The 22,912-nt window shown below is 65.6% G+C and carries 19 protein-coding genes; 8 read left to right on the top strand and 11 right to left on the bottom strand.

Annotation, left to right across the window (positions count from 1 at the left end; genetic code table 11):
• Positions 1-86: 86 nt before the first annotated feature.
• The 3 genes from IPV08_RS05330 to IPV08_RS05320 all read left to right on the top strand — a co-directional run bounded on the left by IPV08_RS05330 (position 87) and on the right by IPV08_RS05320 (position 4,997).
• Positions 87-1,484 carry a calcium-binding protein gene (locus IPV08_RS05330; protein WP_207411063.1) on the top strand — a complete coding sequence of 466 codons (1,398 nt, stop codon included), beginning with the start codon at positions 87-89 and terminating at the stop codon, positions 1,482-1,484.
• Positions 1,485-1,997: 513 nt separating this feature from the next.
• Positions 1,998-3,242 (top strand): calcium-binding protein, encoded by a 1,245-nt coding sequence (locus tag IPV08_RS05325; RefSeq protein WP_246747811.1) that lies wholly within the window; start codon positions 1,998-2,000, stop codon positions 3,240-3,242.
• A 354-nt stretch (positions 3,243-3,596) separates the two neighbouring features.
• On the top strand, positions 3,597-4,997 hold the full coding sequence (locus IPV08_RS05320) for a calcium-binding protein (RefSeq protein WP_207411061.1): 1,401 nt from the start codon (positions 3,597-3,599) through the stop codon (positions 4,995-4,997).
• A 72-nt stretch (positions 4,998-5,069) separates the two neighbouring features.
• Here IPV08_RS05320 and IPV08_RS05315 read toward each other — a convergent pair whose 3' ends face one another.
• The 3 genes from IPV08_RS05315 to IPV08_RS05305 all read right to left on the bottom strand — a co-directional run bounded on the left by IPV08_RS05315 (position 5,070) and on the right by IPV08_RS05305 (position 8,024).
• Complete coding sequence (locus IPV08_RS05315; protein WP_207411060.1) at positions 5,070-6,050, bottom strand: catalase family peroxidase; 981 nt, start codon at positions 6,048-6,050, stop codon at positions 5,070-5,072.
• Between the two features lie 245 nt (positions 6,051-6,295).
• Positions 6,296-7,522 carry an exonuclease SbcCD subunit D C-terminal domain-containing protein gene (locus IPV08_RS05310; RefSeq protein WP_207411059.1) on the bottom strand — a complete coding sequence of 409 codons (1,227 nt, stop codon included), beginning with the start codon at positions 7,520-7,522 and terminating at the stop codon, positions 6,296-6,298.
• A 109-nt stretch (positions 7,523-7,631) separates the two neighbouring features.
• Entirely contained in the window at positions 7,632-8,024 is a 393-nt protein-coding gene (locus IPV08_RS05305; protein WP_207411181.1) for a hypothetical protein, read from the bottom strand.
• 297 nt (positions 8,025-8,321) lie between these two features.
• On the opposite strand from IPV08_RS05305, the gene IPV08_RS05300 reads away from it, so the two are divergent.
• Positions 8,322-9,257, top strand: a complete 936-nt coding sequence (locus IPV08_RS05300) for a L,D-transpeptidase (protein WP_056422644.1) — start codon at positions 8,322-8,324, stop codon at positions 9,255-9,257.
• 201 nt (positions 9,258-9,458) lie between these two features.
• A complete protein-coding gene (locus tag IPV08_RS05295) occupies positions 9,459-9,995 on the top strand; it encodes a DNA starvation/stationary phase protection protein (protein ID WP_056422641.1) in 537 nt (178 codons plus the stop codon).
• Positions 9,996-10,096: 101 nt separating this feature from the next.
• Here IPV08_RS05295 and IPV08_RS05290 read toward each other — a convergent pair whose 3' ends face one another.
• From IPV08_RS05290 to IPV08_RS05255, 8 genes are all read right to left on the bottom strand, one after another.
• Positions 10,097-10,294 (bottom strand): hypothetical protein, encoded by a 198-nt coding sequence (locus IPV08_RS05290; protein WP_056422637.1) that lies wholly within the window; start codon positions 10,292-10,294, stop codon positions 10,097-10,099.
• A gap of 357 nt (positions 10,295-10,651) precedes the next feature.
• Positions 10,652-11,014, bottom strand: a complete 363-nt coding sequence (locus tag IPV08_RS05285) for a DUF6481 family protein (RefSeq protein ID WP_280136526.1) — start codon at positions 11,012-11,014, stop codon at positions 10,652-10,654.
• A 176-nt stretch (positions 11,015-11,190) separates the two neighbouring features.
• Entirely contained in the window at positions 11,191-11,400 is a 210-nt protein-coding gene (locus IPV08_RS05280; protein ID WP_056423281.1) for a cold-shock protein, read from the bottom strand.
• 276 nt (positions 11,401-11,676) lie between these two features.
• On the bottom strand, positions 11,677-12,960 hold the full coding sequence (locus IPV08_RS05275) for a cation:proton antiporter (protein WP_207411058.1): 1,284 nt from the start codon (positions 12,958-12,960) through the stop codon (positions 11,677-11,679).
• 123 nt (positions 12,961-13,083) lie between these two features.
• Positions 13,084-14,115, bottom strand: coding sequence for a Gfo/Idh/MocA family oxidoreductase (locus tag IPV08_RS25035; protein WP_348646077.1), 1,032 nt, complete (start codon positions 14,113-14,115; stop codon positions 13,084-13,086).
• A gap of 97 nt (positions 14,116-14,212) precedes the next feature.
• On the bottom strand, positions 14,213-15,388 hold the full coding sequence (locus IPV08_RS05265; protein ID WP_207411057.1) for an ABC transporter permease: 1,176 nt from the start codon (positions 15,386-15,388) through the stop codon (positions 14,213-14,215).
• Positions 15,389-15,413: 25 nt separating this feature from the next.
• Positions 15,414-15,899, bottom strand: coding sequence for a DUF4112 domain-containing protein (locus IPV08_RS05260; protein WP_056422622.1), 486 nt, complete (start codon positions 15,897-15,899; stop codon positions 15,414-15,416).
• Positions 15,900-15,995: 96 nt separating this feature from the next.
• Complete coding sequence (locus tag IPV08_RS05255) at positions 15,996-17,165, bottom strand: aminotransferase (protein WP_207411056.1); 1,170 nt, start codon at positions 17,163-17,165, stop codon at positions 15,996-15,998.
• A 389-nt stretch (positions 17,166-17,554) separates the two neighbouring features.
• On the opposite strand from IPV08_RS05255, the gene IPV08_RS05250 reads away from it, so the two are divergent.
• The 3 genes from IPV08_RS05250 (at position 17,555) to IPV08_RS05240 (ending at position 22,678) form a co-directional block, all read left to right on the top strand.
• Positions 17,555-17,695: a hypothetical protein gene (locus tag IPV08_RS05250; protein WP_200919012.1), complete on the top strand. Its 141-nt coding sequence runs from the start codon at positions 17,555-17,557 to the stop codon at positions 17,693-17,695.
• Between the two features lie 272 nt (positions 17,696-17,967).
• Positions 17,968-19,383, top strand: coding sequence for an MdtA/MuxA family multidrug efflux RND transporter periplasmic adaptor subunit (locus IPV08_RS05245; RefSeq protein ID WP_207411055.1), 1,416 nt, complete (start codon positions 17,968-17,970; stop codon positions 19,381-19,383).
• A 181-nt stretch (positions 19,384-19,564) separates the two neighbouring features.
• Positions 19,565-22,678, top strand: a complete 3,114-nt coding sequence (locus tag IPV08_RS05240) for an MdtB/MuxB family multidrug efflux RND transporter permease subunit (RefSeq protein WP_207411054.1) — start codon at positions 19,565-19,567, stop codon at positions 22,676-22,678.
• The last annotated feature ends 234 nt before the right edge of the window (positions 22,679-22,912 follow it).

Raw genomic sequence — 22,912 nt, 5'->3', positions numbered from 1 at the left:
AGATAAAGACATAACTGTATTTTAAATAGCGGAGTCATATTGGAGCAGAGCGGTTTTAGCACGAACCTGTTCTGTAGGGGCTCAAGATGGCGCAATTTCGTTATACGGCGAACGGTAATTATGACTTCGACAAATCCGAGTTAAAATATCAAGATTCAATCAACACGGAAGCCAGGACGCTTGATTTCGGCCCAGGATCGGCGGTTTCAGGGTATGGCCAATATGGAGACGAGTTTATCTACTTGATAGATGGCCCGGAATTCGAGGCGGTATTCCGTTCCTCCGGCGTGACGATCCAGGAAGTCGGCCTCTACGGCGATTCCAGCGACTTCGACTACGTCACGCGGGTCACTGGTGGAAATTTCGGGGATGTGTTTCGCACGGGCGACGGCGACGACGTCCTGAACGGCGAAGGCGGCAACGATGTGCTGGAGGGCGGTCGCGGCGCCAACGCCTTCGACGGCGGCACGGGCACGAACACGCTGAGCTACGAGCATTTCGATACGCCCGGCGGCTCGTTCGGAATGATTGTCGACTTGTCGATCGGCCAAGCCAGCGATTGGTCAACTGGCACGGCCGTCAAAGATACGTTCTCGAATATCTCAAATGTTCGAGGATCGCTGTATAAAGATGGTATAACCGGCGACAGTAACGGCAACGTCATAGAAGGCGGTGCGGGTGATGACGAAATGATCGGCGGTGGTGGCCTCGATACTCTGAGCTATGCGCATTCGAGCGAGAGCGTGAATGTCGATCTTGATCGAGAATTTGGTATCGGAGGCGACGCGGAGGATGATCAATTTACATCGTTCGAGAACATCCTCGGCAGTACGTTCGGCGATGCCCTCTACGGAGATGGAAGCGCCAATACGCTGAACGGCAATGGTGGTAGTGACGAATTGTACGGACGGGGTGGCGACGATCGCCTCGTCCTCAGCAGCTCGCCCGCGAAGGTGCAGGGCGACGAGGGAACGGACCTGCTCTTCATCCTCACGGGCAACCTTGTCGAGCTCACCGAGCTTTCGTTCACCAGCTCTGCCAGTATCGAGAAGGTCTACGTCCGCAACCAGGCAGCTCTCGACATGACGGGTGTCGATGTCGGCACGAAGATCTATTCGCAGAGCCAGGCCAACGGTTTCTCCATCATCATTGGCACGGACAGTGCCGACCGCATCGTGGCCGGAAAGGGCGGCGACACCCTCAACGGCGGTCAGGGTGGCGATGCCCTCTTCGCCGGCGCGGGAGCCAACGTCTTCATCTTCGCCTCGGGTGATGGCCGCGATGTCATCCGCAGGTTCGAGGCGGGCAGCGACGTCATCGACGTCAGCATGCTCGCGAGCAGCATGGATGGGCTGAAGATCGGATCTTTCCACGGCGAGGCCAACACGATCATCACGTTCACGGGCGATTCCGGACCGTCCGACAAGATCATCCTGCTCGGCGTAACTGCCGATTCCGTGACGGAAGGCAGCTTCGTCTTCTAAGGTCTGCACCCTCCTCCGGCCTGCCCGGTCGCGCGATCCCAGCAGCGCGACCGGGCGATCGTCTATGCCGAGCACCGTGGTCGGCAACGGTCCTCTGGCATGCGGGTGCCGGCCGGCCGCATTGAGGACATGATCCCCTCCGGGCGGGGCTTAAGGACGGCATCCGGCCCTCGCCCCCTTCGATGCAGCCCGGCGCGAGGGTCGCGCCGCTCGTCACCCGCCCGCAGGGAGGAAAGTCTTTGGCTCGAAAAGACTTTATCCGGCTATTTTCAGAAAAAGCCATGTTTGTATTTTAAATAGGTGTGTCATATTGAATAAGGGCGGGTTTAGCACGAATCTATTCTGCGGGGATTAAAGATGGCTCAATTTTGTTATACGTCGAACGGCAGCTACAACCTCAAAAACTCCGAGTTAAAATATCAACAGCCAATCACCACGGAAGCTAGGACGCTCGACTTTGGTCCTGGATCGGCAGTGCAAGGGTATGATTTTTTTGGAGACGAATTTATATACTTGATCGATGGTCCGGAATTAGTAGCGCATGCCCTTCCCTTCAACCTGACGACCCGGTCTGCCGGTCTCTATGGCGATTCCAGCGACTTCGATTACGTCACGCGGATCACTGGCGGAAATTTCGGGGATGTGTTTCGCACCGGCGACGGTGACGACGCCCTGAATGGCGGCGGCGGCAACGATGTGCTGGAGGGCGGTCGCGGCAGAAACACCTTCGATGGCGGCACGGGTACGAACACGCTGAGCTACGAGCATTTCGATGCGCCCAGCTTCGACGATTCGTATGGTGTGGGCATCGACATGGTGAGCGGCACGGCCAACGATGGCACTGACAGCATCGTCTTGGATACATTCTCGAATATTTCTAACATTCGCGGCACGCACTATGCCGACACCATTGAAGGCGACGCGGCAAACAACGTCATCGAAGGCGGTGCAGGCGTAGACGATATGATCGGTGGCAATGGTATCGATACGTTGAGCTTCAAACATTCGAGTGCTGGCGTGATTGTTGATCTCCGAGAAGGTGACGGCTTCGGCGGTGACGCGGAGGGAGATACATACGAATTGTTCGAGAACATCCTCGGCAGTACGTCCAATGATGTGCTTTACGGAAACGGCGACGCCAACACGCTGAACGGCAATGGCGGTTCCGACGAATTGTATGGCCGGCGTGGCGACGATCGCCTCGTCCTCAGCAGCTCGCCCGCGAAGGTGCAGGGCGACGAGGGAACGGACCTGCTCTTCATTCTCAAGGACAGCACCGTCGAGCTCACCGACGTCTCGTTCACCGGCTTGGCCAGCATCGAGAAGGTCTATGTCCGCGACGGGGCAACCCTCAGCATGTTGGGTGTCGATGTCGGCACGAAGATCTATTCGCAGAGCCTGGCCGATGGCGGCTCCACGATCACCGGCACGGACGGAGCCGACCGCATCGTGGCCGGAAAGGGCGGCGACGACATCACCGGCGGTCAGGGTGGCGATGCCCTCTTCGGCGGCGCGGGCGCCGACACCTTCGTTTTCGCCGCGGGCGATGGCCGCGACGTCATCCGCAAGTTCGACGCGATCAACGACAAGATCGACCTCAGTAGCCTCGACGGCGACACGGATGGCCTGGACGTCCGGTCGTTCCAAGGCGGCGACAGCACGCTCATCACCCTGACCCGCGAATCCGGACCGACCGACAAGATCATCTTGATCGACGTCGCGTTCGGTACCCTGTCGGAGGGTAGCTTCATCCTCTGACGCCCGAACCGTCATCCAGCCTGCCCGGTCGCGTGATCCCAGCGCGACCGGGCTATCGCCTATGCCGAGCACTGTCGTCGGCAACGGTCCTTTGGCATGCGGGTGCTGGCCGGCCGCATCGAGGACACGGTCGCCTCCGGCCGGGGCTGAGGACGGCATCCTGCCCTCGCCCCCCTTCTGTGCGGCCCGGCGCGAGGGTGGCGCCGCTTGTCACCCGCCCGCAGGGGGGGCAGCTTTTGGCTCGGAAGGGCTTTATCCGGCTTTTTCCAGATAAAGCCATAACTGTATTTTAAATGGTAGAGTCATATCGAAGCAGAGCGGTTTTAGCGCGAACCTGTTCTGTGGGTGATCAAGATGGCTCAATTTCGTTATACGTTGAACGGCAACTACGATCCCAAAAATTTCAATATTGGATATCAATCATTAATCAACACGGAGGCCAGGACGCTCGATTTCGGCCCTGGTTCCGTGATTGATGGATATGAAGATTCTGGAACTTCTCTTGTATACTTCTTGGATGGGCCGGGGATTGAATATGAGGACCAGATCTTCCAACTGACGACCCAGATGGCTGGCCTCTACGGCGATTCCAGCGACTTCGATAAAATCACGCGGGTCACCGGCGGGGATTTCGGGGATGTGTTCCGCACGGGCGATGGCGACGACGTCCTGAACGGCGGCGGCGGCAACGATACCCTGGAGGGCGGTCGCGGCGCCAACACCTTCGACGGCGGAGCCGGCACGAACATGCTGAGCTATGAGCATTTCGATGCGCCCAGTTTCGGTGATTCGTATGGTCTGGGCATCGACATGGCACGCGGTACAGCCAACGATGGCCTAGGGACTATCGTCGCGGATACATTCTCGAACATCGCCAACATTCGCGGCTCGCAGTATGGAGACACCATTGACGGCGACTCGGCGAACAATGTCATCGAAGGCGGCGATGGTGCCGACTATCTCACCGGCGGCGGCGGCATCGATACGTTGAGCTACGCGCATTCCGAAACAGGCGTGACCATCGATCTTGAGCAAAGAATTGGATCCGGTGGCGACGCGGAGGGGGATGACCAATGGGGGTTCGAAAGCATCCTCGGCAGCACGACCGATGACGTCCTGTCCGGAAACGGCGACGCCAATACCCTGAATGGCAATGGCGGTTCCGACGAATTGTACGGTCGGGATGGCAACGATCGCCTCGTCATCAGCAGTTCGCCCGTGATGGTGGATGGTGGCGAGGGGACGGACCTGCTCTTCGTCAACAAAGGCAGTGCCGTCGCCCTGACCGACGCTTCGTTCACCGGCTTGGCCAGCATCGAGAAGGTCTATGTCCGCGATGGGGCGGCCCTCAGCATGACGGGCGTCGATATCGGTGCGAAGATCTATTCGCAGAGCCTGGCCGTTGGCGGCTCCACGATCACCGGCACGGACGGCGCCGACCGCATCGTGGCTGGAAAGGGCAGCGACTACATCACCGGCGGCAAGGGCGGCGATTCCCTCTTCGGCGGCGCGGGTGCCGACACCTTCGAGTTCGTCTCGGGCGATGGCCGCGATGTCATCCGCAAGTTCGATGTGACCGAGGATGTGCTCCACATCGGTGTCATCACGGGCAGCATGGATGACGTGAAGATCGGATCGTTCCACGGCGAGGCCAACACGATCATCACCTTCACGGGTGACACCGGAGCCTCGAACAAGATCATCCTGCTCGGCGTCACGGCCGATTCCGTGACGGAAGGCAGCTTCATCTTCTGACGCCCGCGCCGTCCTCCGGCCTGCCCGGTCGCGTGATCCCCTCGCGATCGGGCAGGCGGGTCGAGCGTCTCTCTATTGGGCGCGGCGCGACAACGACACCGCATAGGCCGGCGAGCGAATCGCGAACATCGGGTCGTCGGCCGGGCCGGCGATGCCGGCGGGGAGGTCCACCACCGGATCGAACGTGGCCGCGTCACAGGTGGCGGCGGGCTCGAGAGCCGTGATGGCGAGGGTGCCGAGCTTCGTGCTCTTGCGGCTGTCCTCGGGCCACAAAGCGGTCGGGTCGGCGGTGGGGTCGCCGGCCTCGCCGTGGATCGCCACCAGGGAGAAGGTGGCCGGCCCCTTGGCGAGGCGGTCCTTCAACTCATCGGCATAGAAGCTGTCGGGCTTGGCCTTGAGGTCGTCTTCGCTCAGGCCGAGCTGTCCCGCATCCGCGACGGTCTTCAGCTTCACCACCTGCGCCTCGCCCTTGGCGTTCGTCAGCGTATAGGCATGGACGCCCCAGTAATCGACGCCGGCATAGCTCGCCGGGACCGGGCGGGCGTTGAGCCAGGCCGCCTGTTTCGTGGTCTCCGGATTGGCGGCGGCGAAGGCCTTGACCTTCTCGGCATCGGGTTTGCCGTCGGGCCCGGGCGCGCGGACCGAGACGAAATCGAACAGCTGCTGGGGCGTGCGCGCCGAGAAGACCGGCGCGGAAATGATGACGAGGACGAGGTCGCCCGCCGGGTCGCGCAGGCGCATGGCGAAGCCCCGCGTCACCGGCTTGGCCTTGTCCGACACGTTCGGATTGCTGCCGCCCATCGAGAATCTCGCCGTCACCGGCACGGGCTTGGCGAAATGCGGTGCCTTCGACAGCCCCGCCGCCTCGGCCGAGGGCGTGAACTGCCCGGTGAGGCAGACGCCCTTGGCGCCGCTGGCCCGCACGCCGGGCTTGTTGCCACCGGCCACGAACTGGCCGTTGACGATGGCGGCGGCATCCGCCTCCTCGGCTTGAACCGGAGAGGCGAGGGCGAGCGCCATGGCGCAGCCGGTGGCGACGATCGTAGATTTCATGGCGCTGTTTCCCCCGTCGCCCGGCTCGCATCGGCATGGGCCGGCAAAACTCGATGGCGCACAATCGAATTATAATATGTACAGGGTAACGGCGGCGTGACAAGGACCGGTTCGTCGGGACCGACCCCCCGAGAGCCTGTTTAAGGTGTTTGTCCAAGGCTTCACCTCATCCTGAGGCGCTCGGCTTGGATGATCGACCTTGCCATGGGCATTCGCCGATCAATCCAATCAAATTGCTGACGGATTCAGGCCTCGGCCTCGGCCCGGACCCGGTGGAACACCTCCAGATGCCCCGGCTCCGGCGGGGTGCCCCGCACGCGCGCGAAGGCGAGGCGGAAGAGGTCTTCGGGGTCGCGCTCGGACAGGCGCACGAGCGGCGCCGCGTCGACGGCCTCCGCGACCGGATCGGCCGCCGCCGTCACGCGGGTATCGACGATGCGGACGGGGAAGCCTTCGGCGATCCGGTCCACCTCCGCGCGGTGGCCCGGCCCCAGCCCCTCGCGGGCGAGGCGGACCTGGATATAGGGCCGCTCCTCCATCGGCAGGGCCGGGTCGAGGCCCAGCGCCTTGAGATGGTCGCCGAGTTCGGAGAGCCGCATGTCGCCGCGCGGCGGCAGGCGCAGGAACGGAACCGGGCGCGGGATCGGGATGTGTTCCACCCGGGCCGGTCCGTCGCCGAGGGTGACGAGGCTGACCCCATGCGCGTAGGGCTGCTCGGTGGCCGAGAGCGGGATCAGCGAGCCGGAATACCGCACCATTCCGCCGCCGATGGTCTGGGCCTTGTGGAGATGGCCCAGCGCCACGTAATCGGCCTCCACCGGGAACACGTCGGGCGGCACGGCGTGTTCTCCCCCCACCAGGATGCGGCGCTCGGCCCCCTCCGATTCGGTTCCCCCGGCCACGTGCAGATGCCCGGTGAGGAGAAGCGGCAGGCCGGAGAGATGCGGGGCCGCCGCCTCCATCACCTGGGCGTAAAGGGCCCGCACGGCCCGGACGATGGGGGAGCCCTCCTCCCGGCGCATCTGCGGCAGGCAGGCGGCGGTGGGGTAGGACACGGCCAGGATCTGGGCCGCCACATCGCCGTTCCTGAGGATCGGAACGAGATGACGCTCGATGGACAGGGCGCCGTCGCGGCGGCGGACATTGCCGATGACCCGAACCCCGATGGCCTCGAGGATCGGGCTCGGCGCTTCGAGGCGCCCGGCCGCGTCGTGATTGCCGGCGGTGAGGACGATGGTCATGGAAGGGCGCGCCCGGTGCAGGCGCACCAGCACCTCGTAGAGCAAAGCCTGCGCCTCGCCCGACGGGTTCTGGCTGTCGTAGACGTCGCCCGCCACCACGAGGGCGTCGACCTCGTGGCCGACGACGATGGCTTCGAGATGGGCCAGCGCCCTCGCATGCTCGTGGGTGCGCGAATAGCCGCGCAGTGACTGCCCGATATGCCAGTCGCCCGTATGCAGCACGCGGATCACGTCATCGCCTCCAACTCGCCCGGACATCGTCTGTGCGGCGAGGAGGCCTGTAGCGCGCCGCCGCCACCGGTCCTACCCGGCGGCCCGCCTCGGCTTGTCGCAAAGACGCTTAACGGCAGACGGTCACGTTCTTGACCACCCAGCCTTCGCCCGCCTGCCACAGCTTGCGGCGGCTGCGACCGCAGCGGAGTTCGTCCGGCTCGGCCGATGTCCAGGTGACGCCGGGCGCTTCCGTCGAGGTGGTTTCGGCGGCCTCCTTGGCGAGGGATCCGGTGGCGACGGGCGCAGCCTTCGTCTTCACCGTGTTGGCCTTCACCGTCCGCGACCTTTTGGCGATCTTCGTCCGGGAGGCTCCGGTCTTGGCGGAGTCGACGGCCTTGAGCGCTGTCGACGAGAGGGCGGGCTTCGGACCCGCGAAAGCGGGGTTCTCCCCCGCGAGTGTCAGCCCGAAGGCGAGCGTCAGGACCGACGCGCCGAGGCGTGCGAAAGAAGAGATCGGCACAGGATTCGTCCGTCTTCCAAAGATGTGATGGTGTTGAAATGCAGCGCCTTATGTCGATGCGGACGGATATTTTTGCAATCGCAAGGATCGATGAAATCGGACATCTCCCGCATATTCTCGCGGCATGATGAAAGGTCGGTGGATTCTCCCTTCCCGGACCGTGCCGCCGGTCCGATCGTACCGCAATGCTGATGAGCGACGGCCCGGCGTGACGGCGGCCCCTGGTCTTGCTAAGTCACCGCCCAATCTTGGCTTTAGTCCTCGCGCCCTGGCGAGCGGCCCATCTTTGAGTACCTCATGTCCGAACGCCCCCTCATCGAGCGTCCCACTCTTCCCTTCAGCCGGCGGACCCTGCTGAGCGGCGCCGGCGCGACCCTGGTCCTGGCCGGTTCACCGCTCGCCGCTCTGGCCCAGGTCCGTGGCCGCCTCGCCATCGAATCCGACGACGGATACGGCCCCTATGACGACGACCGTCTCTACCGGGACGAGGCCGGACGGCTCTATCGCCGCCGTGGCGGTCGCTACGAGCCCTATCGCGAGCGCGCCACCGCACCGCGTTTCGAGGACGACCCCGATTCGGATCCCTATGCCGATCCGAACGCCCGCCGCCGTGCCGAGCAGCCGCCGGCGAACCAGGGCAACCCCGTCTCGCGTCCGGTGGACAATGGGCCGATCGACTACGCCCGGGCCTATGCGGCGATCACCGACGAGCCTTTCCCGGTCCATGCCTTCAACTGGCGCAAGGCGAACCCGAACTTCCTTCGCCAGGAGATCGCCTATACGGGCGCGGAGCCTCCGGGCACCATCGTGGTCGATCCGCGCGCGCACCACCTCACCCTGGTCCAGCCCAACGGGCGGGCGCGCCGCTACGGCGTGGGCGTCGGCAAGCAGGGCTTCTCCTGGTCCGGTGTCTCGACGGTGAATTCCAAGCAGATGTGGCCGGATTGGTATCCGCCCAAGGAGATGATCGCGCGGACGCCCAAGCTCGCCCGGTCGGTGACCCAGCTCCAGAGCGGCCTCGGCGTGCCCGGCGGCTCCCGCAACCCGCTCGGCGCACGGGCGCATTACCTCTGGCAGGACAACAAGGACACGCTCTACCGGATCCACGGCACCCTGGAGCCCGAATCCATCGGTCTCAGCGTCTCGTCCGGCTGCATCCGCATGATCAACCAGGACGTGATCGACCTCTACGGCCGCGTCGAGATCGGCACGCGGGTCGTCGTGCTGACCTGAATCCGGTCGTTGCCGGCGGGCGCCGCCCGCCGGATTACACCCCGGCGCCGGCATTCGGGGCCGTATGAGTGTCACGACAGCGCGAGCGTCACCGTGCCGGGCCCGGGAATCGGAACTTCCCTCGCCTCTCTGGCTTCTTCCCGTCACAGGGTGTGCGCTGAGCGCCGCCCACGATCGGAATTCAACCGGAGTTATGACGTCATGGCAAAGAGTTTGAGCGGGCGTACGCGCGTCGATGGGGATCGCCTGAACACCCCGACCGATCTCGCCCCCGAGGCGACGAAGAAGATCGCCGAGGGCCTGACCGTGCTGCTGTCGGACCTCTTCGCCTTGTACGTGAAGACGAAGAACTTCCACTGGCACGTGAGCGGCCCGAACTTTCGCGACTATCACCTGATGCTCGACGAGCAGTCGCAGCAGATCTTCGCCATCATCGACGATGTCGGCGAGCGCGCCCGCAAGATCGGCGGCACGACCCTGCGGTCGCTCGGTCAGGCCTCGCGGCTGTCCCGCGTCGAGGACAACGACGCCGAGTATGTCAGCCCCCTCGAAATGCTGGCCGAGCTGCGCGACGACAACAAGACTCTCACCGCCAACATGCGTGAGCTCCACGAGGTGACGGACGAGGCCAAGGACGTCTCCACCACCAGCCTGCTGGAAGAGTGGATCAACCAGTCCGAAGAGCGGACATGGTTCCTCTACGAGGCGACCCGCAATGCCACCGAGGGCGGCCACTAATCCTCACCGTCTCCGTATCGAGACATGAAAAAGGCCCCGCATCGAAGGATGCGGGGCCTTTTTCCGGTCGTCTCCAGCAGGTGGCCGGAGCGGCGACAGCCTCACAAGGCGAGGGTGATCTCGCCTTCGCGGACGGCGCGCTCGGCTCCGCCGGCCTTGATCCGGTAGAACGGCTCGCCGGTCTGGTCCTCGGGAACGAGGCGGACGATCTCGAAGACGTCGGTCGGATCGGCCTTGAGGTCGGCATAGCCGATGCGCTCGCGGCGCACGCGCTGCCCGAGCTTGAATTTATGGGCCATGAGATATGCCTTTCTGAGCGGACGCAAACGGTTCTGCGTCCTCGGACGGGTATTCGTGGTCGCGCGTCGCCTTGCCGGAAGGCACAGGACCGAACATCGGCCTGCCTTGCGGAAAAGGACGAGATGGGCGGCAACCCCGTCCGGAGATGCCACCCTGCGCTCGAACCCACACGAAGGACCGAGCCAACCCATTGACCGTCGCTGCCCCGATCATGCCGGAGCGGCCACGACATCGCAGCCGGACAGCGCCATCATCGAACGTCATGTTCGGTAAAGCCGTCCGGTAGTTCGTTCCGAAACATCGGCTCTCGCAGGGCGGAATCCGCCGCGAGGCCGGAGACTTCGGAGGCGAATGCCTTACTTGCGCGCCTTCGCCTTGCGGGCGGCGTAGCGGGCATCGCGCTGCTGCTTTTGCTCGATGCGAGCGGCGGCGGCGAGGGCGATCTTCTCTTCGGCGACGCGGGCCGCTTCGATGGCCTGGCGCTCACGCTCGGCCTCGGCCTCGGCGACGGCCTGGGCGGCGGCGGCGGCGCGCTCGGCCTCGCGGGCGGCGACGCGGATCTCGCGCTCACGGGCAATGGCCTCACGCTCGGCCTTGCGGGCGAGAACCGTCGGATCGTCAGCGGCCGGCCGGTCGCGGAAACGCGCCAGGGCGGCCTGACGGGCTTCTTGCGAAGCCTTGAGGCGGTCGGTCATGGAGTTTTCGTTGAATTGGCTCACACAGAATCCTGGTCTGGGAAGCGGCCGGGAACGACCGCGGGACAGTGGACGAGGCTCCGAACCGAACCGGTCGGGAGATGGATAAAAACGCAGGAAGCCGCTCTCCAATGGAGAGCGGCTCCTTGTCCAATGTCAGGCTCTCGTAGGAGCCTCACATGGCCCATATGCGATATGGTTCAGGCGGCCTGGAGATTGCCGGCGGACTGCTTGCCGCTGCGCTTGTCGGTTTCCATTTCGTAGGAGACCTTCTGGCCTTCGGCGAGACCACGCATTCCTGCGCGCTCGACAGCGGAGATGTGCACGAACACATCGTTGCCGCCGTTATCCGGCTGGATGAAGCCGAAGCCCTTTTGCTCGTTGAACCACTTAACAGTACCGACAGCCATCATAATCCTTCGCCCTTGCGGGCATCATAGTTCGGAGGTCCGCACGAAGATGTACGGCCTTCTCCGTTGTCTCGATTCGCACCCGACTTCCGCTCTGCGAAAGCTCTTTGGCTCACACAGATGAAAATCTGATCACGCTTCGATCTCTGTTATGTACTCTCAATGGCGGGATTTAGCAAATGCCATGAAAAACTTGGGTTTTATTTTCGAGCACGGAGGGAAATTTCCGCCGGTGCCCAGTCAATACGGGCGCTGATTTCGCTCTGCCGAGAGGCCTCATTCGGCCGGGGAGGAGCCCAGCGGCAGGTCCATCTGGGCGCTCTCGGTATCGCGCCCGCTGCGGCGGTCGAGAAAGCCGAGGATCGGCGAGACGCTTACCCCGTGCAGGACGATGGAGAGCAGGATGGTCAATCCCGCGGTGCTCCAGAGCAGGCTCGCTCCCTCGAAGGCCGCATGGCCGGAGGCGTAGGCGAGATAATAGATCGTGCCGAGCCCCCTGATCCCGAAGATGCTGATCACCGCGCGTTCGGCGGCGGGCTGATCGTGCCCGAGGAGGCTGATCCAGCCGCAGAGCGGCCGGACCACGAAGATGACCAGAAGCGCGAAGGCGACGCCGGCCCAGGTGAGGTCGCGCAGGAGTCCGCCGCCGATGGCGAGTCCGAAGCCGACGAGAAGAATCATCATCGTCAGGCGCTCGAACGCCTCGGCCGACCCGTGCAGCGCGTGATGGTAATCGTGGCCGTGGTCGGACCAGCGCATGGCCAGCGCCGCGACGAAGACGCCGATGAAGCCGTAGCCATGCACGGCCTCCACGGCCGCATAGGTCAGGCAGGTGATGCCGAGAGCGACGAAACCGTCGCCCGTCCGCGAGAGCCGTGCCCGGTTCGGCAGGTGGAAGGTCAGCCAGCCGAAGCCCCGTCCGATCGCGGCACCCAGCGCGACGCCGGCCAGGATCTTCCACACCAGCGAGACGCCGACCCATTCGGTCCACCCGGCGGCGCTCAGGCCGTTCGCGGCCACGAGGGCGATGGCGAGGTGAACGAAGGGGAAGGCGAGCCCGTCATTGAGCCCGGCCTCCGAGGTGAGGCCGAACCGCATGTCGTCCTCGACGCCCTGTGACGGCGGGCCGACCTGGACCTCGGAGGCGAGGACCGGATCGGTCGGCGCGAGGGCGGCGGCGATCAGGAGGGACGAGGCGAGGCCGAGGGCGAGGAGATGCGAGGCCAGGAACCCGAGGATCAGGATCGTCAGCGGCATGGCGAAGGCGAGGAGGCGCCATGTCACCATCCAGCTTTTCCAGCCGACCCTGCGGTCGAGCTTCAGCCCGGCCCCCATCAGCGAGATGATGACGACGAATTCGCTGACCTTCTCGATCAGGCGCAGATGCTGCTGGGGCCGGGGGGAGAAGTCGGCGATTCCGGGGATCAGCGAGAGGCCGGCCCCGATCGCGACGCAGCAGATCGGCAGCGACAGCGGCAGCTGCCGAAGCACCATCGGCAGCCAGGCGGTGAGGAGCACGAGGGCGCCAAAGCCCCCGAGCATGATGACATAGGCGTCCATAACCCGCGATTCGTCCCTGTACGCTCTTCGCCGGAATCACCACGACCCATACGCAAGACCGATTGTTCACCTTCAGCATGTCGTATGGGAGCGACGCCGTTGCGGGCCGCTCCCGATTCATCCTCAGCGCGTGCCCGACCGCATCGTCATGTCGGGGTTGAGATCGACCCATTGGCGCGTCTCCGCCGCCCGGTAGAGCGCCTCGATCAGGCGGACGTCGCGCAGGCCCATCTCGCCCGGCGTCCGCAGCTCTCCGCCCTCGGCGACGATCTGCGAGAGGTGGTCGATCTCGCCGGTGAATTGCACCGCATCGCCCTCGGCCGTCAGCACTTCGTCGGCCCGCTTGGCGTCGCTGACGACGAGCCGGTTGCCCTGGTAGGCGGTGCCGGGATCGAGGGTCGCCACGCCCTTGTCGCCCCAGATGTCGATCCGCTTCTTGTCGGAGCTGTAGCCCGACGAGACCGTGGCGCGCCGGCCCGAGGGAAAGACCAGCTGCGCCGTGAACACGTCCTCGACCTGCCCGAAACGCGGATCGCCTTCCGGCGAGTGCATCGAGGCCGAGACCGAGGACGGGCTCTCGCCGAAAAACCATTGCAGGCCGTTGAGGCCGTAGATGCCGATATCCACGAGGGAGCCGCCGCCGGCCACGGCCTTCAGCATGCGCCACTGGTCGCGCGGCCGCGACGGCTCCAGGGGGCGGTGGTGGTCGGAGGAGGCGAAGCGGACGTCGCCGAACTCGCCCTTGTCCATCATCGCCTTGGCGCGCAGGTTATGCGGCTCCCAATGGACCCTGTAGGCGATCATCAGGCGGCGGTCGGCGGCCTTGGCGGCGTCGATCATCCGCTGGCAATCGGCGGAATTGGTGGCCATCGGCTTTTCGCAGAGAACGTGCTTGCCCGCCTCCAGCGCCTTGATGGTCAGGTCGGCATGGGTGGAGTTCGGCGTCACGATGTAGACGGCCGCAATGTCCTTGTTGTCGGCCATCTTCCCCATCGTGCCGTAATCGTAGATCCCCCCGGCCTCGACGCCGTAGCGGGCCGCGACGGCTTTGGCCTTGTCAGGATTGCCCGAGACGAGGGCCACGGTCTTCGAGCGGCGGGCCCGTTCCAGAGCGGGCAGAACCTGGGCCTGCGTGAAATCGCCGAGGCCGACCACGGCCCAGCCGAGATGCTTGTCGCGCGAGACCCGCCGAGATGGGTCTCGCGCGACAGGCGGTTTTTACTGGGACGTGGTTGTTACTTGAACGCGGTTGTTACTTGAACGTCTTGCGGGGGTCGAAAGCGTCACGGACGGCTTCGCCGGCGAAGATGAGTAGGCTCAGCATCACCGCCACCACGAAGAAGCCGGTCAGCCCGAGCCAGGGAGCCTGGATGTTGTCCTTGCCCTGCGCCAGCAACTCACCGAGGGAGGCCGAGCCGGGAGGCAGGCCGAAGCCGAGGAAGTCGAGGGAGGTCAGCGTGCCGATCGAGCCGTTGAGGATGAACGGCATGAAGGTCAGCGTCGCCACCATGGCGTTGGGCAGGAGATGCCGGCTCATGATGCGGATGTTGGAGAGGCCGAGCGCACGGGCGGCCCGGACATATTCGAAATTGCGCGCCCGCAGGAACTCGGCGCGCACCACGCCGACCAGGGCTACCCAGGAGAACAGCAGCAGGATGCCCAGCAGCACGAAGAAGCCCGGCGCGATGAAGGCCGAGATGATGATGATGAGATAGAGGGTCGGGATGCCGCTCCAGACCTCGATGAAGCGTTGCAGGGTCAGATCGACCCAGCCGCCGAAATAGCCCTGCACCGCCCCGGCGATCACGCCGATCACCGAGGAGACGATGGCCAGGATGAGCCCGAACAGCACCGAGATGCGAAAGCCGTAGATGACGCGGGCCAGCACGTCGCGGGTGGTGTTGTCGGTGCCGAGCCAGTGCATCTCCAGGCCCTTGCACCCCTCCCGGCCCGTGGTCTCCGCGCCATTCTGCTTCGCAGCCGCCTGGCATTGCTCGTCCGTGAGCATCCAGGTGGGCGGCGAGGGCGAGGGGGTCGGCAGCCCGTCGATGATCGTGTCGTAGGAATAGGGAATCGGCGGCCAGACCGCCCAGCCGTGATCGGCGATCTCTTTCCGCGTCTCCGCAGAGCGGTAGTTCGGCCGCGCATAGAACCCGCCGAACTTCTCGTCCGGATAGTCGATCAGGACGGGAAACAGGATCTCGCCCTTGTACGAGACCACCAAGGGCCGGTCGTTGGCGATGAATTCGGCGAACAGGCTCAAGCTGAACAGGCCGACGAAGATCACGAAGGACCAGAAGCCGAGGCGGTTGCGCCGGAAATTCGAGAGCCGCCGCCGGTTCAGCGGCGACAGCCCCCGTGCCGTCGGCACGAGGGGAGGCGGAGCGGCAACGGGGACGGCTTCCGCGGGGCGGGCGATCTCGTTCATGAGACCGCCCCTATTGGATTGTGCGTCAGCCGTCGAGACGGACGGCCGTTCCCTCGATCTCGTTGGGGCGCAGGCCGCCGGTCTTCTCGAGGTGGCGGCGCAGCAGGCGCACGTTGCGACGATTGGCCTTGAACGCGGCATCGAAGATGTCGCCGGCCAGTGGGACGGCACCGATCACCCCGTCGAAGGCCACGTTCATGGCCATGCGGGCGAGCAGCCATTTCGGCGCGCCGAGGCGACGTGCCTCGTAGACGATGTAGGAGGCGAGCAGCATGCCCGCCGCATCGCCGATGATCGGAACGAGGCCGACGACGGCGTCCAGCCCCACCCGCCGGTTGATGCCGGGGATCACGAACGCCGAGTCCATGATGTGGGCGAACTGCTCCAGCCGCAGCAGCGCGGCCTCCCGGCTGTCGGGCTCGGCGCGGAAGCGTGTGGCGGTCCCATCGCGCCGGCCGAAGGCGCCGTTGGGCAATTCGCGAGTGGCGAAGACGGCGTCGTTGAAGGCCATGGCGGGGCTCCGGGGGATGCGCGTCGTGGTCATGATGCAGGATGTGGCCCTGCCCGGCGCCGTCCGCAAGCGGCGGAAGCCCGAGACCTTTCGGCCTCACGCGGCCCGCCCCCGCATCAAACCCGCGAGACGGTCCAGGGCCGCGTCGAGGGTCGCATCCTGCTTGGCGAAACACAGCCTGACGAGGTTGCGCACGGCCCCCTGCGCATAGAAGGCGCTGATGGGAATCGCCGCCACCCCGTGCTCCCGCACGAGATGCTGGCAGAAGGCGACGTCGTCCGCGCAGCCGAGGCGCGGCCCCAGCTCGCCGATGTCGATGGTGAGGAAGTAGGTCGCCTGCGACGGCAGCACGGAGAAGCCGAGGCCTGTGAGTCCGGCGCTCAGCCGGTCGCGCGAGCGGGCGAACCGGGCGCGCATCTCGAGGAAATAGGCCTCGTCCTTGGAAAGCCCGTAGGCCACCGCCTCCTGCAGGTTCGGCGGTGTGGTGAAGGTGAGGAACTGGTGCGCCTTCGAGACCACCTTGAGCAGGGGCGGCGCCGCCATGACGAACCCGACCTTCCAGCCGGTGAGGCTGAAGATCTTGCCGGCCGAGCCGATCTTCACGGTTCGGTCCCGCATGCCGTCGAACCCGATCAGCGGGCGATGGGGCCGCCCATCGAAGGTCACGTGCTCCCAGACCTCGTCGCAGATGGCGGTCACGTCGAATCGCTCACAGAACCTCGCCAGCAACGCGAGATCCTGTTCCTCGAACATCGTCGCGGTCGGGTTCAGCGGGTTGTTGAGAACGACGACGCGGGTGCGCTCCGAGAAGGCCTCCTCTAGCGCCCCTTCGTCGAGGCGGAAATGCGGGGGCCGCAGGGTGACGAAGCGCGGGATGCCGCCGGCCTGCCGGACGATGGGCAGGTAGGCGTCGTACATGGGCTCGAACAGCACGACCTCGTCGCCGGGCGAGACCAGGGCGAGCAGGCTCGCGGCCAGGGCCTCGGTGGCGCCCGACGTCACCATCACCTCGGTGTCGGGATCGAGAGCGAGTGCCTGATGGCGCTCGTAATGGGCGGCGATGGCGCGGCGAAGCACCGGCAAACCCATCATCGGCGGGTATTGGTTGTAGCCGTTGCGCAGGGCATCGGCGGCCTTCTCGCGCACATCCGCCGGCCCGGGATCGTCCGGGAAACCCTGTCCGAGATTGATCGCCCCGAGCTCGCGCGCCAGCACCGACATCACGTCGAACACGGTATTGGGGAGGTCGGCGAAAACAGGGTTCATCCGGGAAACGCTCATGGGCGATAAACTGAAGCTGACGTCGTCCGCCTCCCTCGGTAGCATGGGCGTTTCGGGCCGGAAATCGTGCTTTTGGGAACGTGCGCGATCGCACGCCCCTCCGCCCGTAATCCCGGACCGCGCCTGACGATTGTTGACATTCATCAGGCGTAACGTAGGTTCTGGCCATGGCCGGAGCGGTCGCCGCTCAACAGGAACACCGCCCCCTCGTTTCGGTTGGGCGACGTACCGCTCCGGTCCTTCCCAAGAAGCCGATCCCCCCAAGGATTGAAGTCGTCGCTCCGGCTCGGGGCGGCGGCTTTTTCCGCGGTTCGCTTGTGCTTCGACGGTCCTCCGGGGTAGCGACCTCGTATCGGATCACGAGGACGACCGCGTTGAGTACCCGCGCCTGCTGCGCCCTTGCCTTCCTCATCGCCCTGGCGGGAGCAGGATTGCGCCTCGCCATGCCGGTGACGCCGCCGGACGCGGCCTACCACGCGGTGGTCGAGGCCTACCCGTCGAAGCCACTCCCCTGAAGGCTTCGGCCGATCCGCCGCCGGAACGTCGGAAACAACCCGGAAACTTCCGCGCCGCACTGGCGTCGCAATAATCCGGCATGTCCGGCCGCGATGCTGAGCGATCGATCGACGGGTAAGACCCACCGGCAACCCAGCGCGGCTCCCGGCACCGTCCCGGATCGGCGCCCCGCTGCGCGGTGGTCGCGCCCCCTGTTCCCTCGGGACTCACGTCGCCATTTCGTCCAGACTGCGCGGTGCCGTTCGGGAGCGATCGGCTGGATTGTCGAGGCATGAACGAACAATCGCCCATCCGGACCGAAACGGCCCGGGAATTCAGACCGGACACCCCGGCGCCGACGCGCCGGCGAAGCCGTGTGGGAACATGGTTGATCCTCCTCCTCGCGGGGGCGGGAGCGGCCGGCTACAGATTCTATCTCGCGCCCAAGCTCGCGCCCAAGACGGAGAGCACGGCCGACGGCGCGCCCGCCCGCGGCAAGGGCGCCCGTGGACGTCCGGGCGACATGCCACAGGCGGTCGGGGTCGCCACGGTCTCCACCGGCGAGATCCCGGTGGTGCTGTCGGGCCTCGGCACGGTGACGCCGCTCGCCACCGTGACGATCCAGTCGCAGATCAGCGGCTATCTCACGGAGATCGGCTTCCGCGAGGGGCAGACCGTGAAGAAGGGCGATTTCCTCGCCCAGATCGATCCGCGCATCTACGAGGCCCAGCTCGCCCAGTACCAGGGACAGCTCGCCCGCGATCAGGCGCTGCTGCAGAATTCGAAGCTCGACCTCGCCCGTTTCCAGCGCCTCAGCCTGCAGGATTCGATCTCCAAGCAGAACGTGGACACGCAAGCGGCCCTGGTGAAGCAGAACGAGGGCACGGTCGCCATCGACCAGGCCCAGGTCGACCAGCAGAAGCTCAACATCGCCTATACGCGCATCGTCTCGCCCGTGGAGGGCCGCGTCGGCCTGCGCCAGATCGACCAGGGCAATTACGTCACCGCCGCCTCCACCAACATCGTGGTGGTGACGCAGCTGCATCCGATCTCCGTGGTCTTCACGCTGCCCGAGGACGACGTGGCGCGCGTCATGCGCCGCCTGCGCTCGGGGGCGAAGCTCACGGTAACGGCCTATGACCGGGGCGATGCCAATGTGCTCGCCACTGGCACCCTCGACACGGTGGACAACCAGATCGACACCACCACCGGCACGGTGAAGCTGCGCGCGCTGTTCGACAACAAGGACGAGAGCCTGTTCCCGAACCAGTTCGTGAACGCCAAGCTCACCGTGGATACGGTGCGGGATACGCCCATCGTCCCCACCGCCGCGATCCTGCGCGGCACGCCCGGCGCCTATGTCTACCTGCTCGACAGCGACGACAAGGTCGTGGTCCGGCCGATCACCGTCGGCGAGGCCGATGGCACGCGCAGTGCCGTCACCAAGGGGCTGGCGGTCGGCGACCGGGTGGTGGTCGATGGGACCGACCGCCTGCGCGACGGCGCCAAGGTCCGCGTCACCGAGGGCGGCAAGGGGCAGCCGGCGGCACCCGGCGAACCTGCGGCGCCCGGCCAAGCCGCACCTGGCCAAGCCGCACCTGCAACCGACGCCCCGGCCACGACATCGACGCCCGCCGTCGGGACACCTCCCGAAAACCCGCCGCAGAAGCGCGAGCGCCGCAGAGAGCGGCCGGCGGTGCAGCCGTGATGGTCACTCTCGACGCCGTTTCTCCCTCCCCCCTCTGCGGGGGAGGGTGCCTGCGGAGCAGGCGGGAGAGGGGACGACCTCTCCGGACAGCGCGCTCCCCTCTCCCGACCCACTTCGTGGGCCACCCTCCCCCGCAGCGGGGGGAGGGGAGGGGCGGCGCGCCCGTCATGGCCTTTACCCCATGAACCCGTCCCGCATCTTCATCCTACGTCCTGTCGCCACCACGCTGTTCATGCTGGCGATCCTGCTCGTCGGCATGGTGTCGTACCTGAACCTGCCGGTCTCGGCCCTGCCGTCGGTGGAGTACCCGACGATCCAGGTGCAGACCTTCTATCCCGGCGCCAGCCCCGAGGTGATGACCTCGGCGGTGACGGCGCCGCTGGAACGGCAATTCGGCCAGCTCGCCAACCTCAACCAGATGACCTCGCAGAGTTCTGCGGGCGCGTCGGTGATCACGCTTCAGTTCAGCCTGGATCTCGGCCTCGACATCGCGGAGCAGCAGGTCCAGGCGGCCATCAATGCGGCGGGCAACCTGCTGCCCTCCGACCTGCCGGCGCCACCCATCTACGCCAAGGTCAACCCGGCCGACGCGCCGATCCTGACCCTGGCCCTGACCTCGACGACGATGCCGCTGACCGAGGTGCGCGATCTGGCCGAGACGCGGCTCGCCCAGAAGATCAGCCAGGTCTCCGGCGTCGGCCTCGTCAGCATGGGCGGCGGTCAGCGGCCGGCGGTGCGCGTGCGCTTCAACTCGCGGGCGCTGGCCGCCTACGGCCTCAACATCGACGACCTGCGCACCACCATCACCAACCTCAACGTCAATACGCCGAAGGGCACGATCGACGGGCCGACCCAATCCTACGCCATCAACGCCAACGACCAGATCCGCGATCCGAAGGCCTACGAGCAGGCGATCATCGCCTACAAGAACGGCTCGGCGGTGCGGCTCTCGGATGTAGCCGACGTGGTCAACGGCCCGGAGAACACCAAGCTCGGCGCCTGGATGGACGAGACGCCCGCCGTCATCCTCAACATCCAGCGCCAGCCCGGTGCGAACGTCATCGCCACCGTCGACAAGATCAAGGCGCTGCTGCCCCAGCTGCAGGGGACGCTGCCCGCCGCGATCACGGTGACGCCGCTCACCGACCGCACCACCACCATCCGCGCCTCGGTCCACGACGTGCAGGTGGAACTGGCGCTCGCCATCGGCCTCGTGGTGCTGGTGATCTTCCTGTTTTTGCGCAGCCTGTCCGCGACCCTGATCCCGAGCCTGTCGGTGCCGCTCTCGCTCATCGGCGCGCTCTCGATCATGGATCTCTACGGGTTCTCCCTCGACAACCTGTCCCTGATGGCGCTCACCATCGCCACCGGCTTCGTCGTCGACGACGCCATCGTGGTCATCGAGAACATCGCCCGCCACGTGGAGGAGGGCGATTCGCCGATGGAGGCGGCCCTGAAGGGCAGCCGCGAGATCGGCTTCACCATCATCTCCCTCACGGTCTCGCTCATCGCGGTGCTGATTCCGCTCCTGTTCATGGGCGACGTGGTGGGGCGCCTGTTCCACGAATTCGCCATTACGCTCGCCGCCACCATCGTGATCTCGGCGGTGGTCTCGCTCACCCTCGTGCCGATGCTGTGCGCCCGCCTGCTCAAGCATGCCCCGGAGGCGGAGCGCCGCGAGGGATTCATCGCGCGGGCCGGCCGTAGGGCAATGGACGGGGTAATCTCCGGCTACGGGCGGATGCTGCGCGTCGTGCTCAACCACCAGGGCCTGACCCTGGTGGTCACCCTCGGCACCATCGCGCTCACCGCCTACCTGTTCGTGGTCATCCCCAAGGGCTTCTTCCCGGTCCAGGATACCGGCGTCATCCAGGGCGTGACCCAGGCCGACCAGACCGTCTCCTATGCCGAGATGGCCGACCGCCAGCAGCAACTCGCCCGGATCGTCCTGCAGGACCCCGATGTGGCGAGCCTGTCCTCCTTCATCGGCGTCGACGGGCAGAACGTGACGCTGAATTCCGGACGGTTCCTCATCAACCTGAAGCCGCATGAGGGCCGCGCCACCGATGCCAGCGCGATCATCCGCCGCCTGAAGGAAGCGACGCGCGGGGTCGCCGGCATCCGGCTCTACATGCAGCCGGTGCAGGACCTCACCATCGATACGGCGGTGAGCGCGACGCAGTATCAGGTGATCCTGGAGAACCCGAACCTCTCGGAATTCGAGACCTGGGTGCCGCGCTTCGTCCAGGCGCTGCAGCGCTCGCCGCTGCTGTCGGACGTGGCGAGCGACCTCCAGGGCAACGGGTTGGCGGCCTACATCACCATCGACCGGCCCACCGCCGGCCGCTACGGCATCACCCCCGCCACCGTGGACAACGCGCTCTACGACGCCTTCGGCCAGCGCATCGTCTCGACGATCTTCACCCAGTCGAACCAGTATCGGGTGATCCTCGAGGCCGACCCGGACCTGCACAAGACCCTCGACAGCCTGAACGGCATCTTCCTGCCCTCCTCCACGGCGGCCTCGGGCCAGGTGCCGCTTTCGGCGGTGGCGCGGATCAGCGAGCGCCGGGCGCCGCTTCTCATCAGCCATCTCGGACAGTTCCCGGCCACCACCGTCTCGTTCAACCTCGCCGAAGGCGCGGCGCTGGGCGATGCGGTGCAGACGATCGAGGCGGCGCGGAAGGAGATCGACCTGCCGCCGAGCTTCCGCGTGGTGCCGCAGGGCTCGGTCTTCGCCTTCCAATCGGCGCTCTCGAACCAGCTCTTCCTGGTGATCGCCGCCATCGTCACCGTCTACATCGTGCTCGGCGTGCTCTACGAGAGCTTCGTCCATCCGATCACGATCCTCTCGACCCTGCCCTCGGCGGGGATCGGCGCCCTCGTCGGGCTGATGCTCTTCGGCATGCCGCTGGACATCATCGGCGTCATCGGCATCGTGCTGCTCATCGGCATCGTGAAGAAGAACGCGATCATGATGATCGACTTCGCGCTCCAGGCCGAGCGCGAGGAGGGCATGGCCCCGCGCGACGCGATCTACGAGGCCTGCCTGCTGCGTTTCCGCCCGATCCTGATGACGACGCTGGCCGCCCTGTTCGCGGCGGTGCCGCTCATTCTCGGCACCGGCGTCGGTTCCGAACTGCGCCAGCCGCTCGGCATCGTCATCGCCGGCGGCCTCATCGTTTCCCAGGTGCTGACCCTGTTCACCACCCCGGTGATCTACCTCGCCTTCGACCGCCTGGAGCGCCGGTTCAAGCGCGGCGGCGGCGCGAAGGCGGCGGGGGTGACGCCGTGAGCTGGGACCTTGCCGCCGCACGGAAGTGGCCCAATCCTGAGCCGCATCGCCTTCTCTCCTGGAGAGGGACCGGATTCCCGCATTCGCTCGACGGCTATTCCCTTTATCGAAGAGGGTTTGACATCAGGCGCGACGGGCTCCCTCTCCTGGAAGGAGAGGGCTGGGGTGAGGTGCGTGGACTCCCCGAAAAGGTCGCACACCTCACCCTGTCCCTCTCCGTCCAGGAGAGGGGAC

The organism is Methylobacterium sp. SD274, from assembly GCF_017355285.1.
In the GTDB taxonomy this organism is placed as follows: domain Bacteria; phylum Pseudomonadota; class Alphaproteobacteria; order Rhizobiales; family Beijerinckiaceae; genus Methylobacterium.
This window is presented reverse-complemented; position numbering and strand designations above follow the sequence as displayed.

What these genes read in the sequence shown, in the direction of transcription:
- IPV08_RS05330 (WP_207411063.1), top strand. Translation starts at nt 87, where the DNA reads ATGGCGCAATTTCGTTATACGGCGAACGGTAATTATGACTTCGACAAA.
- IPV08_RS05320 (WP_207411061.1), top strand. Translation starts at nt 3,597, where the DNA reads ATGGCTCAATTTCGTTATACGTTGAACGGCAACTACGATCCCAAAAAT.
- IPV08_RS05315 (WP_207411060.1), bottom strand. Translation starts at nt 6,050, where the DNA reads ATGAAATCTACGATCGTCGCCACCGGCTGCGCCATGGCGCTCGCCCTC.
- IPV08_RS05300 (WP_056422644.1), top strand. Translation starts at nt 8,322, where the DNA reads ATGTCCGAACGCCCCCTCATCGAGCGTCCCACTCTTCCCTTCAGCCGG.
- IPV08_RS05295 (WP_056422641.1), top strand. Translation starts at nt 9,459, where the DNA reads ATGGCAAAGAGTTTGAGCGGGCGTACGCGCGTCGATGGGGATCGCCTG.
- IPV08_RS05290 (WP_056422637.1), bottom strand. Translation starts at nt 10,294, where the DNA reads ATGGCCCATAAATTCAAGCTCGGGCAGCGCGTGCGCCGCGAGCGCATC.
- IPV08_RS05280 (WP_056423281.1), bottom strand. Translation starts at nt 11,400, where the DNA reads ATGGCTGTCGGTACTGTTAAGTGGTTCAACGAGCAAAAGGGCTTCGGC.
- IPV08_RS05275 (WP_207411058.1), bottom strand. Translation starts at nt 12,960, where the DNA reads ATGGACGCCTATGTCATCATGCTCGGGGGCTTTGGCGCCCTCGTGCTC.
- IPV08_RS05265 (WP_207411057.1), bottom strand. Translation starts at nt 15,388, where the DNA reads ATGAACGAGATCGCCCGCCCCGCGGAAGCCGTCCCCGTTGCCGCTCCG.
- IPV08_RS05260 (WP_056422622.1), bottom strand. Translation starts at nt 15,899, where the DNA reads ATGGCCTTCAACGACGCCGTCTTCGCCACTCGCGAATTGCCCAACGGC.
- IPV08_RS05255 (WP_207411056.1), bottom strand. Translation starts at nt 17,165, where the DNA reads ATGAACCCTGTTTTCGCCGACCTCCCCAATACCGTGTTCGACGTGATG.
- IPV08_RS05245 (WP_207411055.1), top strand. Translation starts at nt 17,968, where the DNA reads ATGAACGAACAATCGCCCATCCGGACCGAAACGGCCCGGGAATTCAGA.
- IPV08_RS05240 (WP_207411054.1), top strand. Translation starts at nt 19,565, where the DNA reads ATGAACCCGTCCCGCATCTTCATCCTACGTCCTGTCGCCACCACGCTG.